This window comes from uncultured Campylobacter sp., from assembly GCF_938045465.1.
Classification (GTDB): domain Bacteria; phylum Campylobacterota; class Campylobacteria; order Campylobacterales; family Campylobacteraceae; genus Campylobacter_B.
This window is the reverse complement of record NZ_CALIBF010000198.1, coordinates 25,455-40,313: the sequence shown is the minus strand read 5'-3', so window position 1 is coordinate 40,313 and position 14,859 is coordinate 25,455. Positions and strand designations below refer to the sequence as shown.

At 46.7% G+C, this 14,859-nt stretch carries 23 protein-coding genes, 1 tRNA gene and 1 pseudogene; 4 read left to right on the top strand and 21 right to left on the bottom strand.

What is annotated here, in order from left to right:
• The first annotated feature begins 102 nt into the window (after positions 1 to 102).
• From Q0413_RS10185 to Q0413_RS10175, 3 genes are all read left to right on the top strand, one after another.
• A tRNA-Ser gene (locus Q0413_RS10185) sits at positions 103 to 190 on the top strand.
• A 35-nt stretch (positions 191 to 225) separates the two neighbouring features.
• Positions 226 to 507 carry a hypothetical protein gene (locus Q0413_RS10180; RefSeq protein ID WP_298990024.1) on the top strand — a complete coding sequence of 94 codons (282 nt, stop codon included), beginning with the start codon at positions 226 to 228 and terminating at the stop codon, positions 505 to 507.
• Positions 404 to 769, top strand: coding sequence for a GrpB family protein (locus Q0413_RS10175; protein WP_298990030.1), 366 nt, complete (start codon positions 404 to 406; stop codon positions 767 to 769). The genes Q0413_RS10180 and Q0413_RS10175 overlap by 104 nt, the downstream gene beginning before the upstream one ends.
• 403 nt (positions 770 to 1,172) lie before the next feature.
• On the opposite strand, the gene Q0413_RS10170 is transcribed toward Q0413_RS10175, so the two are convergent.
• Together Q0413_RS10170 and Q0413_RS10165 are read right to left on the bottom strand one after the other, a co-directional pair.
• Positions 1,173 to 2,258 carry a threonine synthase gene (locus Q0413_RS10170; protein ID WP_298990021.1) on the bottom strand — a complete coding sequence of 362 codons (1,086 nt, stop codon included), beginning with the start codon at positions 2,256 to 2,258 and terminating at the stop codon, positions 1,173 to 1,175.
• An 8-nt stretch (positions 2,259 to 2,266) separates the two neighbouring features.
• Positions 2,267 to 2,650, bottom strand: coding sequence for a RidA family protein (locus tag Q0413_RS10165; protein ID WP_298990018.1), 384 nt, complete (start codon positions 2,648 to 2,650; stop codon positions 2,267 to 2,269).
• 142 nt (positions 2,651 to 2,792) lie between these two features.
• Between Q0413_RS10165 and Q0413_RS10160 the strand changes: the two genes are divergently transcribed.
• Positions 2,793 to 3,509, top strand: a complete 717-nt coding sequence (locus Q0413_RS10160; protein WP_298990015.1) for a PAS domain-containing protein — start codon at positions 2,793 to 2,795, stop codon at positions 3,507 to 3,509.
• A gap of 170 nt (positions 3,510 to 3,679) precedes the next feature.
• Here the strand turns inward: Q0413_RS10160 and Q0413_RS10155 are convergent, their stop codons facing one another.
• From Q0413_RS10155 to rplB, 19 genes and pseudogenes are all read right to left on the bottom strand, one after another.
• Positions 3,680 to 5,725, bottom strand: coding sequence for a sulfatase-like hydrolase/transferase (locus tag Q0413_RS10155; RefSeq protein ID WP_298990013.1), 2,046 nt, complete (start codon positions 5,723 to 5,725; stop codon positions 3,680 to 3,682).
• A 502-nt stretch (positions 5,726 to 6,227) separates the two neighbouring features.
• On the bottom strand, positions 6,228 to 6,986 hold the full coding sequence (gene map / locus Q0413_RS10150; RefSeq protein WP_297923258.1) for a type I methionyl aminopeptidase: 759 nt from the start codon (positions 6,984 to 6,986) through the stop codon (positions 6,228 to 6,230).
• A 1-nt stretch (position 6,987) separates the two neighbouring features.
• Positions 6,988 to 8,253, bottom strand: coding sequence for a preprotein translocase subunit SecY (gene secY, locus Q0413_RS10145; RefSeq protein ID WP_297990172.1), 1,266 nt, complete (start codon positions 8,251 to 8,253; stop codon positions 6,988 to 6,990).
• A complete protein-coding gene (gene rplO, locus Q0413_RS10140; protein WP_005868985.1) occupies positions 8,253 to 8,654 on the bottom strand; it encodes a 50S ribosomal protein L15 in 402 nt (133 codons plus the stop codon). Before rplO ends, secY begins: the two co-directional genes overlap by 1 nt.
• Positions 8,655 to 8,666: 12 nt before the next feature.
• Positions 8,667 to 9,110 carry a 30S ribosomal protein S5 gene (gene rpsE, locus Q0413_RS10135; protein ID WP_005868986.1) on the bottom strand — a complete coding sequence of 148 codons (444 nt, stop codon included), beginning with the start codon at positions 9,108 to 9,110 and terminating at the stop codon, positions 8,667 to 8,669.
• Between the two features lie 15 nt (positions 9,111 to 9,125).
• Complete coding sequence (rplR, locus tag Q0413_RS10130) at positions 9,126 to 9,482, bottom strand: 50S ribosomal protein L18 (RefSeq protein ID WP_005868987.1); 357 nt, start codon at positions 9,480 to 9,482, stop codon at positions 9,126 to 9,128.
• A gap of 10 nt (positions 9,483 to 9,492) precedes the next feature.
• Positions 9,493 to 10,029 (bottom strand): 50S ribosomal protein L6, encoded by a 537-nt coding sequence (gene rplF, locus Q0413_RS10125; protein ID WP_177387630.1) that lies wholly within the window; start codon positions 10,027 to 10,029, stop codon positions 9,493 to 9,495.
• Between the two features lie 77 nt (positions 10,030 to 10,106).
• A complete protein-coding gene (gene rpsH / locus Q0413_RS10120) occupies positions 10,107 to 10,502 on the bottom strand; it encodes a 30S ribosomal protein S8 (protein WP_298990009.1) in 396 nt (131 codons plus the stop codon).
• A 9-nt stretch (positions 10,503 to 10,511) separates the two neighbouring features.
• On the bottom strand, positions 10,512 to 10,697 hold the full coding sequence (locus Q0413_RS10115; RefSeq protein ID WP_005868990.1) for a type Z 30S ribosomal protein S14: 186 nt from the start codon (positions 10,695 to 10,697) through the stop codon (positions 10,512 to 10,514).
• A gap of 1 nt (position 10,698) precedes the next feature.
• On the bottom strand, positions 10,699 to 11,244 hold the full coding sequence (rplE, locus tag Q0413_RS10110; protein ID WP_291938590.1) for a 50S ribosomal protein L5: 546 nt from the start codon (positions 11,242 to 11,244) through the stop codon (positions 10,699 to 10,701).
• Between the two features lie 2 nt (positions 11,245 to 11,246).
• Entirely contained in the window at positions 11,247 to 11,480 is a 234-nt protein-coding gene (rplX, locus tag Q0413_RS10105; protein WP_298990006.1) for a 50S ribosomal protein L24, read from the bottom strand.
• Positions 11,480 to 11,848 (bottom strand): 50S ribosomal protein L14, encoded by a 369-nt coding sequence (gene rplN / locus Q0413_RS10100; RefSeq protein ID WP_005868993.1) that lies wholly within the window; start codon positions 11,846 to 11,848, stop codon positions 11,480 to 11,482. The genes rplX and rplN overlap by 1 nt, the downstream gene beginning before the upstream one ends.
• Positions 11,848 to 12,099 (bottom strand): 30S ribosomal protein S17, encoded by a 252-nt coding sequence (rpsQ, locus tag Q0413_RS10095; protein ID WP_005868994.1) that lies wholly within the window; start codon positions 12,097 to 12,099, stop codon positions 11,848 to 11,850. The genes rplN and rpsQ overlap by 1 nt, the downstream gene beginning before the upstream one ends.
• A gap of 9 nt (positions 12,100 to 12,108) precedes the next feature.
• On the bottom strand, positions 12,109 to 12,291 hold the full coding sequence (gene rpmC, locus Q0413_RS10090; RefSeq protein WP_005868995.1) for a 50S ribosomal protein L29: 183 nt from the start codon (positions 12,289 to 12,291) through the stop codon (positions 12,109 to 12,111).
• Positions 12,278 to 12,703, bottom strand: coding sequence for a 50S ribosomal protein L16 (rplP, locus tag Q0413_RS10085; protein WP_005868996.1), 426 nt, complete (start codon positions 12,701 to 12,703; stop codon positions 12,278 to 12,280). The genes rpmC and rplP overlap by 14 nt, the downstream gene beginning before the upstream one ends.
• 2 nt (positions 12,704 to 12,705) lie before the next feature.
• On the bottom strand, positions 12,706 to 13,401 hold the full coding sequence (rpsC, locus tag Q0413_RS10080) for a 30S ribosomal protein S3 (RefSeq protein ID WP_005868997.1): 696 nt from the start codon (positions 13,399 to 13,401) through the stop codon (positions 12,706 to 12,708).
• Positions 13,402 to 13,422: 21 nt separating this feature from the next.
• Positions 13,423 to 13,734 (bottom strand): annotated as a pseudogene (rplV, locus tag Q0413_RS10075) (50S ribosomal protein L22); the annotation flags it as partial.
• A gap of 9 nt (positions 13,735 to 13,743) precedes the next feature.
• Positions 13,744 to 14,025 (bottom strand): 30S ribosomal protein S19, encoded by a 282-nt coding sequence (gene rpsS, locus Q0413_RS10070; protein WP_005869002.1) that lies wholly within the window; start codon positions 14,023 to 14,025, stop codon positions 13,744 to 13,746.
• Between the two features lie 2 nt (positions 14,026 to 14,027).
• A complete protein-coding gene (gene rplB, locus Q0413_RS10065) occupies positions 14,028 to 14,858 on the bottom strand; it encodes a 50S ribosomal protein L2 (protein WP_297897660.1) in 831 nt (276 codons plus the stop codon).
• Between the last annotated feature and the right edge of the window lies 1 nt (position 14,859).

Here is a 14,859-nt window from a genome sequence, read left to right as displayed (position 1 = left end):
TAAATTTCAACCCCTGCCCGCAAAATTAGGCGAAATTTCACGCGGAATTTCATTTTTAAATCTGTTATTAAGCCATTTTTGGCTTAAATTACGTTTTCATTCGGGTAGATGTCCGAGCGGTCGAAGGAGCGCGCCTCGAAAGCGCGTAAGGCGTCAGCCTTCTAGGGTTCGAATCCCTATCTACCCGCCATCCATTCAAATTTCACCCAATACTTTGGAGTTAAGATGAGCAATAAACTCCTTTCGATGAGTCTGCAGGAGCTGTGGCGGCTCTTTCCGATACGTCTCGTGCCGCACGATCCGCGCTGGAGCGAATACTTTAGGCAGGAGCGCGAAATCCTGCGCGGCCTGCTGCGAGAGCGAGATCAAGATCCACCATATCGGCAGCACCGCGGTAAGCGGGATCTGGGCGAAGCCGATCGTAGATATTTTGATCGAATGCTTGGATATTACCGCAGCCAAACAGCGCCTGATAGACGCGGGCTACCTGCTAATGAGCGAAAGTGAGAGCCGCTGCAGCCTAAATAAGGGCTACACCGAAGCGGGGTTTGCCGAGCGCGTTTTTCACGTGCATCTGCGAAATTTTGGCGATACGGACGAGATATTTTTTAGAGATTTTTTGCGGGCGAATGCGGATATCGCCAAGCGGTACGAGGTGCTTAAATTAGAGCTTTACAAGCGGTTCGAGTTCGATCGCGATGCCTACACTGCGGCAAAAAGCGAATTCGTGCTTAAATTTACGCGCATCGCTAAAGAAAATTCAAAATAATCGCGCAAATTTGATCTCTGCGTAGAAGTTCGCTCGTTAAAAGCGATAAAAAATGGCTAAATTTTATAAACAAAATGTGCGGACAGTACCGCACATTGCAGATTAGTTTTTATAAAATTTTGATCGTATTTTTAAATTTAAAGGGCGACTGCCCAATTATCGTAGATAAATTTTACAAATCCAACTAACGGCAAAGTCGTCCACAAAACGCGCCGTATCACACCGCAAACAAAAGGTGTTCCCGCGCTTCGGTACAAGTTTAAATTTAAAAGCCTACGCGTCGTTAAATTTTTAGAATTTCACCAAAAACAAACTCACAAACTCGCTAAATTTAAAGCGGCGAAAATTTTAAATTCCTCGCCGCTAGCTAGCCCCGCGCGAATTCCACGACGAGCGCTTAAATTTAATGATCGCTCTTCAGCCCCGCGCCGCAAAGCGGGATGATGCTATCTCCTTGCAGATCGCAGCTTTCTTTGTAGCGCAGATACGCCGCGTAGGTAGCCGCGGTCGTGTGCTCGACGTAAAATCCGCCGCGCGCAAGAGCCGCTCTGGCAGGCAGTATGTCGCTCTCGCTCGCTAAGATCACCTCGCGCTCGCCAGCGTAGCTAGAGCCGAGAATTTCAGCCGCGCGCATCGGTCTTGCGATCGCGATGCCCTCCGCCAGCGTCGGCTGCGGCTCGATCTCGCGCGCCGCACCTTTGGCGTCAAAAAGCGGAGCGCAATGCTCGCCCTGAACGATGAAAATTTTCGGCAGCGCCTCGATAAGACCGCCCTCATATAGCTCGCCTAGCGCCGCTTGAGCGCCCAGCAGTAGCGTGCCGTTGCCCACGGGGATGAAGATATTGCGCGGCACCCTGCCCAGCTGCTCGTAGATCTCATAAACGTAGCTCTTCGTGCCCTCGTAAAAGATCGGATTATAGACGTGGTTGGCGTAATAGATCTGCTCCTGCGCGGCCTTTTTGCGGCACGCATCCGCCGTCTCGTCGCGGCTGCCGTCAAACACCGTGACGTGCGCGCCGTGGCTTTTGATCATATCGATCTTTTTAGGCGATGTGCCTTTAGGGACGTAAATTTCGCACTCGATGCCCGCGCGGGCGCAATACGCCGCCACGGCATTGCCCGCGTTGCCGCTGGAGTCTTGCAGCACCTTTTTCACGCCGATATTTTTAGCATGCAGCGCCAAAACCGCCGCGCCGCGATCTTTGAACGAAAGCGTAGGCATCGCGTAATCGAGCTTGAGATAGAGATTTTCGCCGAATTTCACGCTCGCCGTGAGCCCCTCGCCCATCGAAATTTCTCTAAATTTAGCCGTGTCGATACCCATAAACCTGCGGTATCTAAAGATGCTAAACTCGCTTTGATCTACGAGCGCGGGGTTAAATTTAGGCGCATCGGAGTTTAGTTTATACAGCCCACCGCAGTCGCATTTATAGCTCAAAGTATCGATGGGCGCGTGCTTACCACAGCCCGTGCAGATGAAATCGCTCATTTTCGCTCCTATTTTTTCTCTTTTATTTTTGCGACGGCCTCGATCTCTACGAGACAGCCGAAGTGTAGAGCCGTAGTCGGCACCACGACGCGAGCGGGCTTGTGCGCGCCGAAAAACAGCGCGTACTGCTCGTCGATCACGTCCCAATTCGCGACGTCAGGCGTATAGACGCGGCACATCCGCACGTCGCCTTTATCCGCACCCGCGGCGGCCAGCACTGCCGCGACGTTGCTTAGAGCCTGCGCGGTCTGCGCAGCAAGACCCTCCGCGATGGCTCCCGTGCGCGGATCCACGCTTAGCTGCCCCGAGACGTAGAGCGTTTCGTCGTCTAAGATGCCTGGCGCATAATGCGCCTTTTTCAGCGCGAAACCGCTTGGATAAATTTCTTTCATTTAAGCTCCTTGGCATATAAAATTTTATATAATTTTACTCTAAATTTATTAAAAATATATAACTATTTCTATAAATTTGCAAAAATTTTAAAATTTAATCTAAATTTATAGATTTTTTTATATGGAATTTAAGGAGCCCGAATTGAACCAACTTTTGCAGACCTTTATACCGACCGCGCACCTTATTAAAAATACGATCGGCGATTGCGAGGTGGTAATCCACGATATGAGCACGCCGCAAAACTCCGTCGTTTTCATCCTCGGCGACGTGACGGGCAGGAGGATCGGCCAAAGCTTCGATCATCTGGTAAAGGACGTGTTGTTAAGCAAAAATTTTGAAAACGACTGCACCGCAAACTACTACTTCACCGCGCAAAACGGCAAGCTCATACGCTCCTCGACTTCGCTGATCCGCGGCGCAGACGGCAAAGTAGTAGGCGCGCTATGTGTAAATATCGATACTTCAAGCGCCATCGCGGCATACAAAGCAATAAAAAATCTGCTGCCGAATGCAAAGCTCGATAGCAAGGAGCTGCAGGGCGCAAATTTTACCGACGGAGGCTGCGATAACGCGGCATTAGATGAAGCGAGCTCAAATGACAGCGTAAATTTAGAAGCAAAAAACTCTAACGATTCGCAGCAAAATATCCTTGATATCGTCCAGGACCTTATCGCATCGGCTACGCACGATCTGGATGTAGAGCGGATGAAGAAAGAGGATCGAAAGCGCATCGTAAAATTTCTCGCGCAAAAAGGGATTTTTGAGGTAAAGGGCGCAGTGGAGCTCGTCGCAAAGGCGCTTAGGACGCAGAAAGTCACGATTTACTCGTATATGGATGAGGTAAAAAAGGAGAGCTAGCCGCAGCGCATAAATTTGATCTCAAATTTAACAAACGTTGCGCGCCTTATTATCAGCGTAGCCATATGGGGTGGCGCAAATTTTAATCTGAATTGATGAACCTATCAAAAGTGTGATGCGCCAATTCCTAGTTCATGAAGCTGTAGCGCAATAAAAGCAAAACTCATCTATTACTCGAACTCGTAGCCCTTCGCGCTTTTTAATTTCTCGTCATAATCGACTCCGTTAGCAATTCGCTTGCGCGAAGCATTGAAATCCGCTCGTATTGGGCTTTTATGCTCGTCAAACTCAAGTGGCGCGACACCGATGATATCTGCTAGCAGATGCGCTAAATCATCGCTCATAAAAGGCTTATCTTTCGCCGCAGCTAGCCTTTGCCATAGTTTAGCGTGATCGCTCAAAAACTCGCGCGAAGCTATGAAAATCAGCGGGATTTCGTAAGTAAAGCGACTCTCCATGCCGTGCCCAAGGCGTCCATTTTCGTATAAATTCTCTCCGTGATCGCTAAGATAGACGATGAGACTGTCATCACCCAAAAAAATTTTAAAAATTTCATTTATGACAAAATCGTTGTAAAGCACGCTGTTATCATAATATGCGACGACATCTTTCTGCTTGGAAGTAAGTTTTGCCTTTACATCCGCCGCGCTAAACTTGCCAAATCCCTCGGGATAGCGCAGGCTGTAATCCATATGGCTACCGATGAGATGGATCACGTAGAAATTTCGCTCTCTCTGCCCAGCTTTCGCCTGATTTATGAGCGGAAGCAGCACTCCGTCAGGCTTGATGCGGACGGTTTCGTAAAGATTGCTCTTTGAGAGGAAGGATTCCGCGTCCGCGCGATCGGCAGCGCTTTTGGCGCTTAGCGCGTGCGCACCGAAGGCTTCTTGATTGCTGATCCAAAAGGTGCGGTAACCACTTAGCTTAAACATATCGATGATGCTAAGGTTGCGAAACCACGCCCTTTTGCGCTCGCTTTCGTAATCGCTGAAATTTAAAAGCCGCATCAGCACCTGATTAGTCGTGCCGTAAGGCGAGATTGTATCGCTAAATTTTATCAGATTGCCGCTTGCTTCGAGACCCTCCAAAAGCGGCGTATTTTTAACGCCGTAGCCGTAGAGCGACATATGCCCGCGCTGCAAGCTCTCACCGATTATTAGGATGATATTTTTGACACGAGACTTTTGCAAGGCGGGGTTTGTAGCGGTCTCAGGGTTTTTGGAATTTGAAATCGCGCCGGGGTTTTGCGGCGTAGAATTTAAAGTCTCGCCCCAGCTCTGCGCCATAGCGCCCGAGGCAGACGTAGAATTTAAGTTTGCGCCGGAATTCTGCGCCTGGGCACTTGATGCGGGCGCGGAATTTTCAGACGCGAAGCCCAAAGCAGAGCTTTGCGGCGTAGAATTTAAATTTGTGCCACCATTTAAAACGCTTTCGTTCGCGCGCTTGGCCTCGTCATATCCAAGCTGCACTTCGCGCATATCGGTGATGAAATTTTTATCGCTCAGATAATCTTTTATCGTAAAGGCAAACTCCAGCGGGACATATTGCGATAGCTTGGTTATATAGCCCTGCTTGACCCGGGAAGCTTTGACGGCGATATCCGTGCAAAAGATCGCCCCGTAGATAAGATAAAGCGCCGCTAGTAGCAATCTTAGGCGGCTATGCGTTTGCTCCCTCTTTCTCCGCCCTGCTCTTAGCGCCGCAAAAATGCAGCCAAGCAGCACCACTAGATACAAAATCGTCGCAGGGTTAAGAAACTGCGAAATAAACTCGCGCGTCTCGGCTGCGTCGGTATGCACAAGCGCGTCGATCGCTACCACGTTGAAGCTTGAGTCAAAATTTACGATCAAAAACAAAGCCACGCTCGCAATTAGCGCAATTAGCGCTAGTAACACGAACGAAACGAGCTTAAAAAATCGCCCGCTAAGCAGATAGCAGAGGTGAAAGATGAGCAAATTTATGATGAATACCACCGGGAAACTCTCGGCGATGTAGGCAAAGATGGGTCCGTTAATCTGATAATGTATCTTAGCCCAGCAAGCGAGCAAGCATAGCGCCGTGCTAAGCCAAAACATCCTCCATACGGGACGCTCGCGTAGCGCAGCAAAAAAACCGCAGTCGATTTGCATAAGCAAGCGCGCTATGAGCCCGCCCGCTTTCGTCCGCGCCATAAGTCCGCCTATATTTGCTAGCGCTACATAAAATTTTTCTCTCATTTTATATTTCCTACCTTGTACGAAGAGACGCGACGACGCGCACTCTGCGTAGCGCGACATGTTTTCGCTTTAAAATCAAGGCGCAATCTTAGCCGCTTAAAGCTTTGAGCTCGCTTACTTGCGCGCCTTTACGCTTCAAATTTTGCGGCTAAATTTTAAAGATACGGGGAGTTTGGAATGGGGCGGCGGAATTTTGAGGCTAAATTTTAATTGAAAGCGGATCTAAGAGCGAAGCTACAAAATGAGGCTTTAAAAAAACAGAAAGTATGAGCTAAAATCTCGGCTTTTAGAATTTTGTGGTTAGCCCGCAAACCGTCACAATAGGTTTTAAAATTTCTAGTGCGATAAGTTTCCTTCGGATAAAATTTATGCATGAAGCGGCAGAGGTAAAATTCCAAGACACGAGCGATGTAAAATTATCGAAATCTAATCGCAGGTAAAATTTCGCACCGATAAAAGTGTAAAATTTTAACTAGGCAAAGTCGCCTTCTACGTAGAAATTCTATGCGACGCTTAGGACTTCGACTTTACCGTCGAAAACCGCCATGCAGTGCTCGTAGTGGCTGGTGCGAAGTCCATCCTTACTTCTCGTGCTCCACTTATCCTCGGCGATGACCGGCGTGCCGTCCTTTTGGCAGATCATCGGCTCGATGCAAAAGACCATGCCGTTTTTGATTTTGGGGCCTGATTTTGGATTGTTGCCCTCCAGATAGTTTGGGATCTCAGGCTCTTCGTGCGGGTGCTTGCCGATGCCGTGGCCACAGAAGCCGTATAACGGCACAAAGCCGCGCGCACGGATAAATTTCTCGATCTCGAAGCTTAGCTCTTTGAAGTGCATCCCTACCCTGATCGTTTTGATGGCAAACTCCAGCGTGTCCTTACTGCATGCGATGAGATCTTCGTCGGCTTTTGAAATTTTACCGACGGGCAGAGTGCGTGCGCTGTCGCCGAAATATCCGTTTAGCTTCGAGCCCAAATCGACGCCTAAGATATCGCCCTCTTGTAAGATCGTCTCGTCGGGGATGCCGTGGATGATGACCTCGTTTAGCGAGAGGCAGGCGGCGTTTGGAAATCCGTATAACCCTTTAAAAGCGGGGTACGCGCCCTTGGAGGTGATAAAATCATCGATCTTCTTATCGACTTCGAGCAGGCTAAGACCCGGCTTTATAAATGAAGCCGCGTAATCAAGGGCTTGCGCGACGATCCTGTTCGCCGCACGAAGCCCCTCTAAATCTTTTTTTGTTTTAAGCAAAATCGCCATTTTAAAGCCCGACCGCGCTTAGGGTCTGATATTTGTTCATATAGATCTGCGCTTCGATGCGCCTCATCGTATCAAGAGCGACGGAGACGACGATCAGCACGCTGGTGCCGCCGAAATAAAACGGCACGCCCATAAATTTAACGAGCAGCCACGGGATGACGGTTACTAGCCCGAGATAGATCGAGCCCCAAAACGTAAGGCGACTTGCGACTTCGTTTAAAAAGCTCGCCGTTCCCTCGCCCGGACGAATGCCCGGGATAAATCCGCCCTGCTTCTTTAAATTTTCGCTTATATCTTTTGAATTAAACGCGATCGATGCGTAAAAATACGCAAAAAACACGACCAAAACAAAAGTTAGGAAGTTAAAAAAGTAGTTGCTCGGGCTTAAGAAATCGTGGATCTTTTGAATGATCGGATTGGTGCTTGCCTGCAAAATAGTGGTCGGAAACATCAAAATTGCGCTTGCAAAAATCGGCGGAATGACGCCGCTTAAATTTAGCTTGATCGGCACATAGTTCATAATGCGCTTGTTTTGATTCGCCATCAATACCTTGCGCGAAAACGAAACGGGAATCCTGCGCTCGCCCAGCTCTATGTAGATGATCACGCCGATAGTGAGCAAAACAATAGCTATGATAAGGGCGAGAATCAAGAAATTCATCTCACCGGTATTTACTAAATTTACAGTACTTCCGATCGCTCTAGGGATGGCGCTTACGATACCTGCAAAGATAATAAGGCTGGTGCCGTTACCGACGCCGCGCTGCGTAATCTGCTCTCCGATCCACATCAAAAGCATGGTGCCTGCCAGCATCGAAATGCACGAGATAAAAACAAACTCGTTGGTATTTTCAGCCATTATCGCAGGCGCTCCGGTCTGTCCGTGGATGCCCTGTAAGCCAATGCTAACGCCGATGGATTGAACCATAGCGATTGCGATTGTAGCATATCGGATGATCTGCATATATTTCTGCATACCGTCGCGCTCTTTTTTGAGTTTGCCTAAATTTGGAAAGGTTGCGGCAAGCAGCTCCATAATGATCGAAGCGGTAATATAAGGCATAATGCCTAGCGAGATAACGCTGAATCGCTCCGCCGCGTTACCGCTAAACATATTAAACATTCCAAAAGCGTTGTTGCTATTGTTTTGAAAAAATTGCTTTATAACCTCAACGTCCACTCCCGGAACCGGCACGTAAGCTAGCAACCTATAGGCAAAAAGAAAGCCCAAAGTAATGAGAATTTTGTTGCGTAGCGATTTATTCATTATTTTTGTCCGCTAGACTTTACGTTCTCGTCTTTGATCTTGCTAGCGAGCGCTTTTGCGCCTACGCCGATCAGCTTGATCTTTTTAACGGAATTTGAAATTTTATGAACGGATTTGATGCTTTCGATCGTGATCTCACTAAGATCTTTGATAGCTTCGATTTTATCGACATTGATCACGTAAGGCTTTTCAAATTTAGAAGTAAAACCTACCTTTGGAAGCCTTCGTTGAATCGGCTGCTGACCGCCCTCGAAGCCTCTTTTTTCATGAGAGCCGGTACGCGCGGTCTGACCCTTGCCACCGCGACCAGCAGTTTTACCCAGGCCGCTTCCTTGACCACGACCCAAGCGCTTAGTAGCGTGAGTCGAGCCTGGGGCTTTTTTAAGATTTTCTAATCCCATCTTTTATCCTTGTTAGTGTTTTAACATACTAAGAGCTTTCATCGTAGCTCTTACGACATTTGAGGAGTTGTTCGAACCTAGCGATTTGGTGAGGATATCTTTAACACCCGCAAGCTCTAAAACTGGGCGGACTGAACCGCCTGCGATAACGCCGGTACCTTCGCTCGCCGGCTTAAGTAAAATTTTGCTCGCATTGTATTTAACTTCAATATCGTGAGTGATGGTAGAGCCGTTTAAATTTACCTTGATAATATTTTTAAACGCATCGTCTACCGCTTTTTTAATCGCGTCGGGAACCTCTTTGGACTTACCAAAGCCGAAGCCTACCAAGCCGTTTCTATTGCCTACTACGATAAGAGCCGTAAACCTAAACCTTCTACCACCTTTAACGACCTTCGTAACCCTACCGATATTGACGATTACCTCTTCGAATTCTTCTCTATTATACTTTTCCACAATCATTCCTTTGGGTTATAGTTTGATGCCGTTTTGGCGTAGCGACTCGGCAAAGCTTGCGATTACGCCGTGATACAAATAGCCATTACGATCGAAAATCGCTTCAGAAATGCCTTTATCTTTTAGCTTGGAGGCTAAATCTTTAGCTAAGCTAGCCGCGCCCTCTTTGTTTGCCTTTAAATTTAAAACCTTACCGCTGCTGGCGCACAAAGTCGCGCTCGCCGCGTCGTCGATAGCCTGAGCGTAAACTGTCCTATTGGATTTGAAAATAGAAATTCTAGGGCAAGATGCGACGCCTGAAATTTTAGCGCGAATTCTTCTTTTTCTCTTGATTCGTAAAGAGATCTTTCTTTTTAATACGTTCTGTGTCATTTCTCAACCCTTATTTCTTAGCTGTTTTTCCGGCTTTGCGGATGATATGCTCTTCAAGATACTTGATGCCTTTACCCTTATATGGCTCAGGCGGTCTGAATCCTCTGATCTCGGCTGCTACTTGACCTACTTGCTGCTTGTCGTCGCCTTTGATGGTTACGACGTTTTTATCTACGGAAATTTCGATTCCTTTTGGAGATTCAAAATTTATCGGATGCGAAAAGCCCAAATTTAGCTCAAGCACCTTGCCCTTCATCGCGGCTCTATAGCCGACGCCGTTGATTTCAAGCTGTTTTGAAAAGCCCTCGGTAAGACCAAGGACGATATTGTTGGCTAAAGCGCGGTATGTTCCCCAATACGCCCTGCTCTGTCTATCCTCACCCTTAGGTGAGAATTCTATCTTTCCGTCTTCGATTTTTACATCGACATGACCTTTTAAATCAAGCTCTTTTTCGTTATTCGATTTTTTAAATTTTAACGACGAGCCGTCAATCTTGACCTCAACTCCGCTCGGGATAGAGATCGGTTTTTTACCAATTCTTGACATAATTTTCCTTTTTATTTGTCTAGGGTATGTCTACTTTTACGAATGGATACCACAATGCCATAAAAAGTAGAAACTTCTTACCAGATCGTGCAAAGCACTTCGCCGCCGACGCCCGCTTTGTGTGCGTCGATACCGCTCATAACGCCTTTGCTTGTGCTAACGACGACGGTTCCGTAGCCGTTTTTGAAGCGCTTGATCTCGTCTTTGCCCTGATATACGCGGCGACCCGGAGTCGAAATTCTTTTAACTTCGTTTATCACGCTCCTGCCCTTTTCGTCGTATTTAAGCACTACGTTGATGATCTTTTTATTGTTTTCCTCTACTACGTTGTAGCTCTCGATATAGCCCTTCTCGGCTAAAATTTTAAGCATAGCCTCAACGACGTTTGAGTGAAAAAGCCTAGTCGTATCTAGCCTTCGCATCGCAGCATTTCTGATGCGAGTTAGTCCATCTGAAATAAGATCGTTAATCATCTCTTCTCCTTACCAGCTTGCTTTTTTTAGACCCGGGATCAAGCCCTCATTTGCCATCTTGCGAAGGCAAACGCGACAAATTCCAAAATCCTTATAAACGGAGTGCGGACGACCGCAAATTTGACATCTGGTATATGCGCGAGTGCTAAATTTAGCGGGGCGTTTCGCCTTGGCTACCATTGATTTTTTTGCCATATCATTTTCCTTTTGCAAAAGGCATGCCGAATAACTCTAGCAATTTAAATGCCTCTTTATCGTTATTTGTAGTCGTTACGACGGTTATATTCATACCGTGAGTTCTTAAAATTTGATCGTATTCGACCTCAGGGAACATCAGCTGCTCTTGCAAACCGAAGTTGTAATTGCCGCGTCCGTCAAAGCCCGTTCTAGGTAGTCCTCGGAAATCCTTAACTCTAGGAAGCGCGATAGAGATCAGTTTGTCTAGGAAGGCAAACATCTGCTCTTTTCGTAACGTAACCATTATGCCTACCGGGAAACCTTCGCGCACTTTAAAGCCGGCAACCGATTTTTTTGCATTGACGATAAGTGCTTTTTGACCTGCGATCAGCGAGATAGTATCTGCCATATTTTGAAGCACTTTTTGATCTTTGCTCGATTCGCCCGTTCCTACGCTGATAACGATCTTTTCAAGCGCCGGGATAAGCATAGGATTTTTTATATCAAATTCTTTCTGCAAAGCAGCTCTGATGGAATTAGCGTATTTATCTTTTAGTCTGCTCATAATCAACCCTCTACCAACGCAACGTTTGAAATATCCATCGGCATCTCTTTGTTTGTAAAGCCACCTTGCGGATTTTGCTCGGTTGGTTTGATAGCCTTTTTAGCCATTTTACAACCCTCGACGATAACTTGAGCTTTTTTAGGAAACACTGCCTTAACGATGCCTGTTTTACCCTTATCGTCACCTGCGATGATCTTTACTTGATCGCCTTTTTTAATCTTAAATTTTACTGCCATTATAAAACCTCCGGAGCCAGCGAAACGATCTTCATAAAACCGCCGTATCTGACCTCTCTACCGATAGGACCGAAAATACGAGTGCCGATCGGCTCTTTTTTTGAATCCAAAATAACGGCTGCGTTCTCATCGAATCTAATTAGCGAGCCGTTGCCTCTATGCAACTCTTTAGTCGTACGAACGACTACGGCTTTTACTACTTGACCGCGCTTAATCTTGCCGTTAGGGAGCGCTTTTTTTACAGAGCAAACGATGATATCGCCGATTGTAGCGTATCTTCTTTTGCTGCCGCCCAAAACTTTAATACACATAAGTTCTTTTGCGCCGCTATTATCAGCCACCGCAAGTCTGGTAAAACTCTGTATCATTATTCAACTCCTGTTTTCAAAACCGCTTTTAAGCGAAACGATTTTCTAGCGCTTAGCGGTCTGCACTCGATCGCAGATATGGTGTCGCCGATCTTTACTACGTTGTTTTCATCGTGGATTAGATATTTTTTAAATCTTTTTACGATCTTTCTATATCTAGGGTGCATAACCCTTCGCTCTACCAAAACGGTAGCTGTTTTATCGCCCGCCTTCTTTACGACTACGCCTTGAATTTCTCTTTTAAATGCCATAACCTATCCTTATTTCGCTTTAATAGCGGTGTTGATTCTAGCGATATCTTTTTTGATAGCGCGAATCTCGTTAGGATTGCTTAGCTGCATAGTTTTTAGCTTTTGTCTAGCCGTAAATAAAAGCAACTTACTTTGTTTCAACATAGAATTTAGCTCAGCCAAATCTTTATCTTTCAAATCAGTATATTTCATTTTCGCTTTCCCTACTTACGATTTTCGTTTTAAAAGGTAGTTTATGAATCGAAAGCATAAGCGCCTCTTTAGCAACCTCTTCGCTAACGCCGGTCATCTCGAAAATGATCCTGCCCGGTTTTATATTCATTACCCACTCTTCTACGCCGCTCTTACCTTTACCCATACGAGTTTGTAGAGGCTTTTTGGTAAGCGGCTTGTCTGGGAATACCTTAATCCAAATTTTAGCTTGACGATTCACGAAGCGCGTCATCGCGACACGAGCCGCTTCGATCTGGCGAGAATTTACCCTACCCGCCTCTACCGCTTTGATACCGAAATCGCCGAACGTCAAGGAATTTCCTCTCGTCGCATAGCCGCGATTGCGACCTTTCATCATCTTGCGGTATTTTGTTCTTTTTGGCATCAACATAACTATTTACCTCTTCTTGGTCTGCGTGTTTTTTTAGGCGCATCATCGGTCTTTTCAGCCTGGATGCCTTTTTGTAAAATTTCACCCTTAAAGATCCAAACCTTAATGCCGATATTACCGTAAGTCGTATGCGCTTCGGCGAAGCCGTAATCGATCCTAGCCCTTAGAGTATGGAGCGGAACGCGCCCCTCCAAATACCATTCGGTTCTAGCCATCTCAGCGCCGCCCAAGCGACCTGCGACGCAAATTTTAATTCCCTTTGCACCTGCTTTTTGAGCGCCTTGGATGACCTTTTTCATAGCGCGGCGGAATGCAACGCGGCGCTCCAACTGCATGGCTACGTTTTCCGCAGCCAAAAGTGCGTTCGAGCCTACTTTGCGCTCCTCTTTGATATTGATCGCTATGTCTTTATTGACTAGCTTAACGACTTCGCTTCTTAAATTTTCGACCTCGCCGCCTTTTTTGCCGATGATAATACCCGGTCTTGCAGCTACGATCGTTACGCGAATTTTCTTAGCCGTTCTTTCGATAAGAATTTGGCTAATTCCCGCATAATAAAGCTTAGCTTTTAAAAATTTGCGGATCTTGTAATCCTCGCCGATACTCTCGGAAAGCGTCGCTTTAGAAGGAAACCATCTAGACTCCCAATTTCGATTAATTCCTAATCTTAAACCGATCGGATTTACTTTCTGTCCCATTTACGCTTCCTTCTTACTTGGTTTTGCTACTTCGACGATAATGTGCGAAGTAGGCTTGCGGATACGGCTAGCCGTACCTCTGGCGCGCGGACGAAATCTCTTAAGCACCGGACCTGCATCCACTCGGCAGCTGGTAACTACGACCTCTTCAGGCTCAAAGCCGCCGTTTGCGACCGCGCTTGAAATCGCCGTAGCGATATATTTCGCGCCGCGATTAGGCGTAAATTCCAAAGTAGCAAGGGCAAATTCCGCATTCATACCTTGAATTTGTTTTGCGATAAGTCTTGCTTTTGTCGGCGAAAGGCGAACAAATTTAATAGTTGATTTACTCATATTCTATCCTTACTTGCCGATCTTTTTCTGCACGGAGCCTTTGTGGCCCTTGAAAGTGCGCGTAGGAGCGAACTCGCCTAATTTATAACCGATATGATGCTCGGTGACGTAAACCGGGATAAAATTCTTTCCGTTATGAACGTTAAACGTAAGTCCGATCATCTCAGGCACGATCGTGCTTCGTCTCGACCAAGTCTTGATCGGTTTATTATCGCCGGCTTTCTTTGCCGCAACGACTTTTTTCATTACGTGATCATCTACGAAAGGACCTTTTTTTAGCGATCTAGCCATTTTTATTTTCCTTTCCTTCTTGAAATTATAAGCTTATCGCTCGCTTTTTTATGGCGAGTTTTATAGCCCTTCGTCGGTTTGCCCCACGGAGTTACCGGATGGCGGCCGGAGTTTTTCTTACCCTCGCCACCGCCGTGTGGGTGATCGACCGGGTTCATTGCAGAACCTCTGGTTTGAGGACGGATACCTCTGTGGCGATTGCGTCCGGCTTTACCGATGACGACGTTTGCCCACTCTTCGTTACCCACTACGCCGATACTAGCCATGCACTCTGCAAGCACTCTTCTCATCTCGCCGCTAGGCAGACGCAAAATGACGTATTTTTCCTCTTTACCCATTAGCTGAGCATAGCCTCCAGCGCTACGCGCCATTTGAGCACCTTTGCCCGGTTTTAACTCGATATTATGCAGGATAGTTCCCACAGGGATATTTTTCATCTTCATCGCGTTGCCAGGTTTAATATCTAATCCGCCCTCGGCAGCGGCTACCACGTCGCCCACTTTAAGATCGTTAGGCTTGATAATGTAGCGCTTCTCGCCGTCTGCGTATGAGATCAGCGCGATACGGCAGTTACGATTCGGATCGTATTCGATCGCCTCGACCTTGCCAGCAACGCCGAATTTATTTCGCTTAAAATCGATAATTCTATAAAGTTTAGCAGCTCCAGCTTGTTTATGACGGCTAGTAATGCGACCGTTATTGTTCCTTCCGGCTGCGGCAGGAATTTTAACAAGCAAGCCTCTAACGCTAGCTTTTGCAGTGATATCCTCGCTGCTAAGCCCTGTCATAAATCTTCTACTTGGAGTATACGGTTTATAAGTTTTAATCGCCATT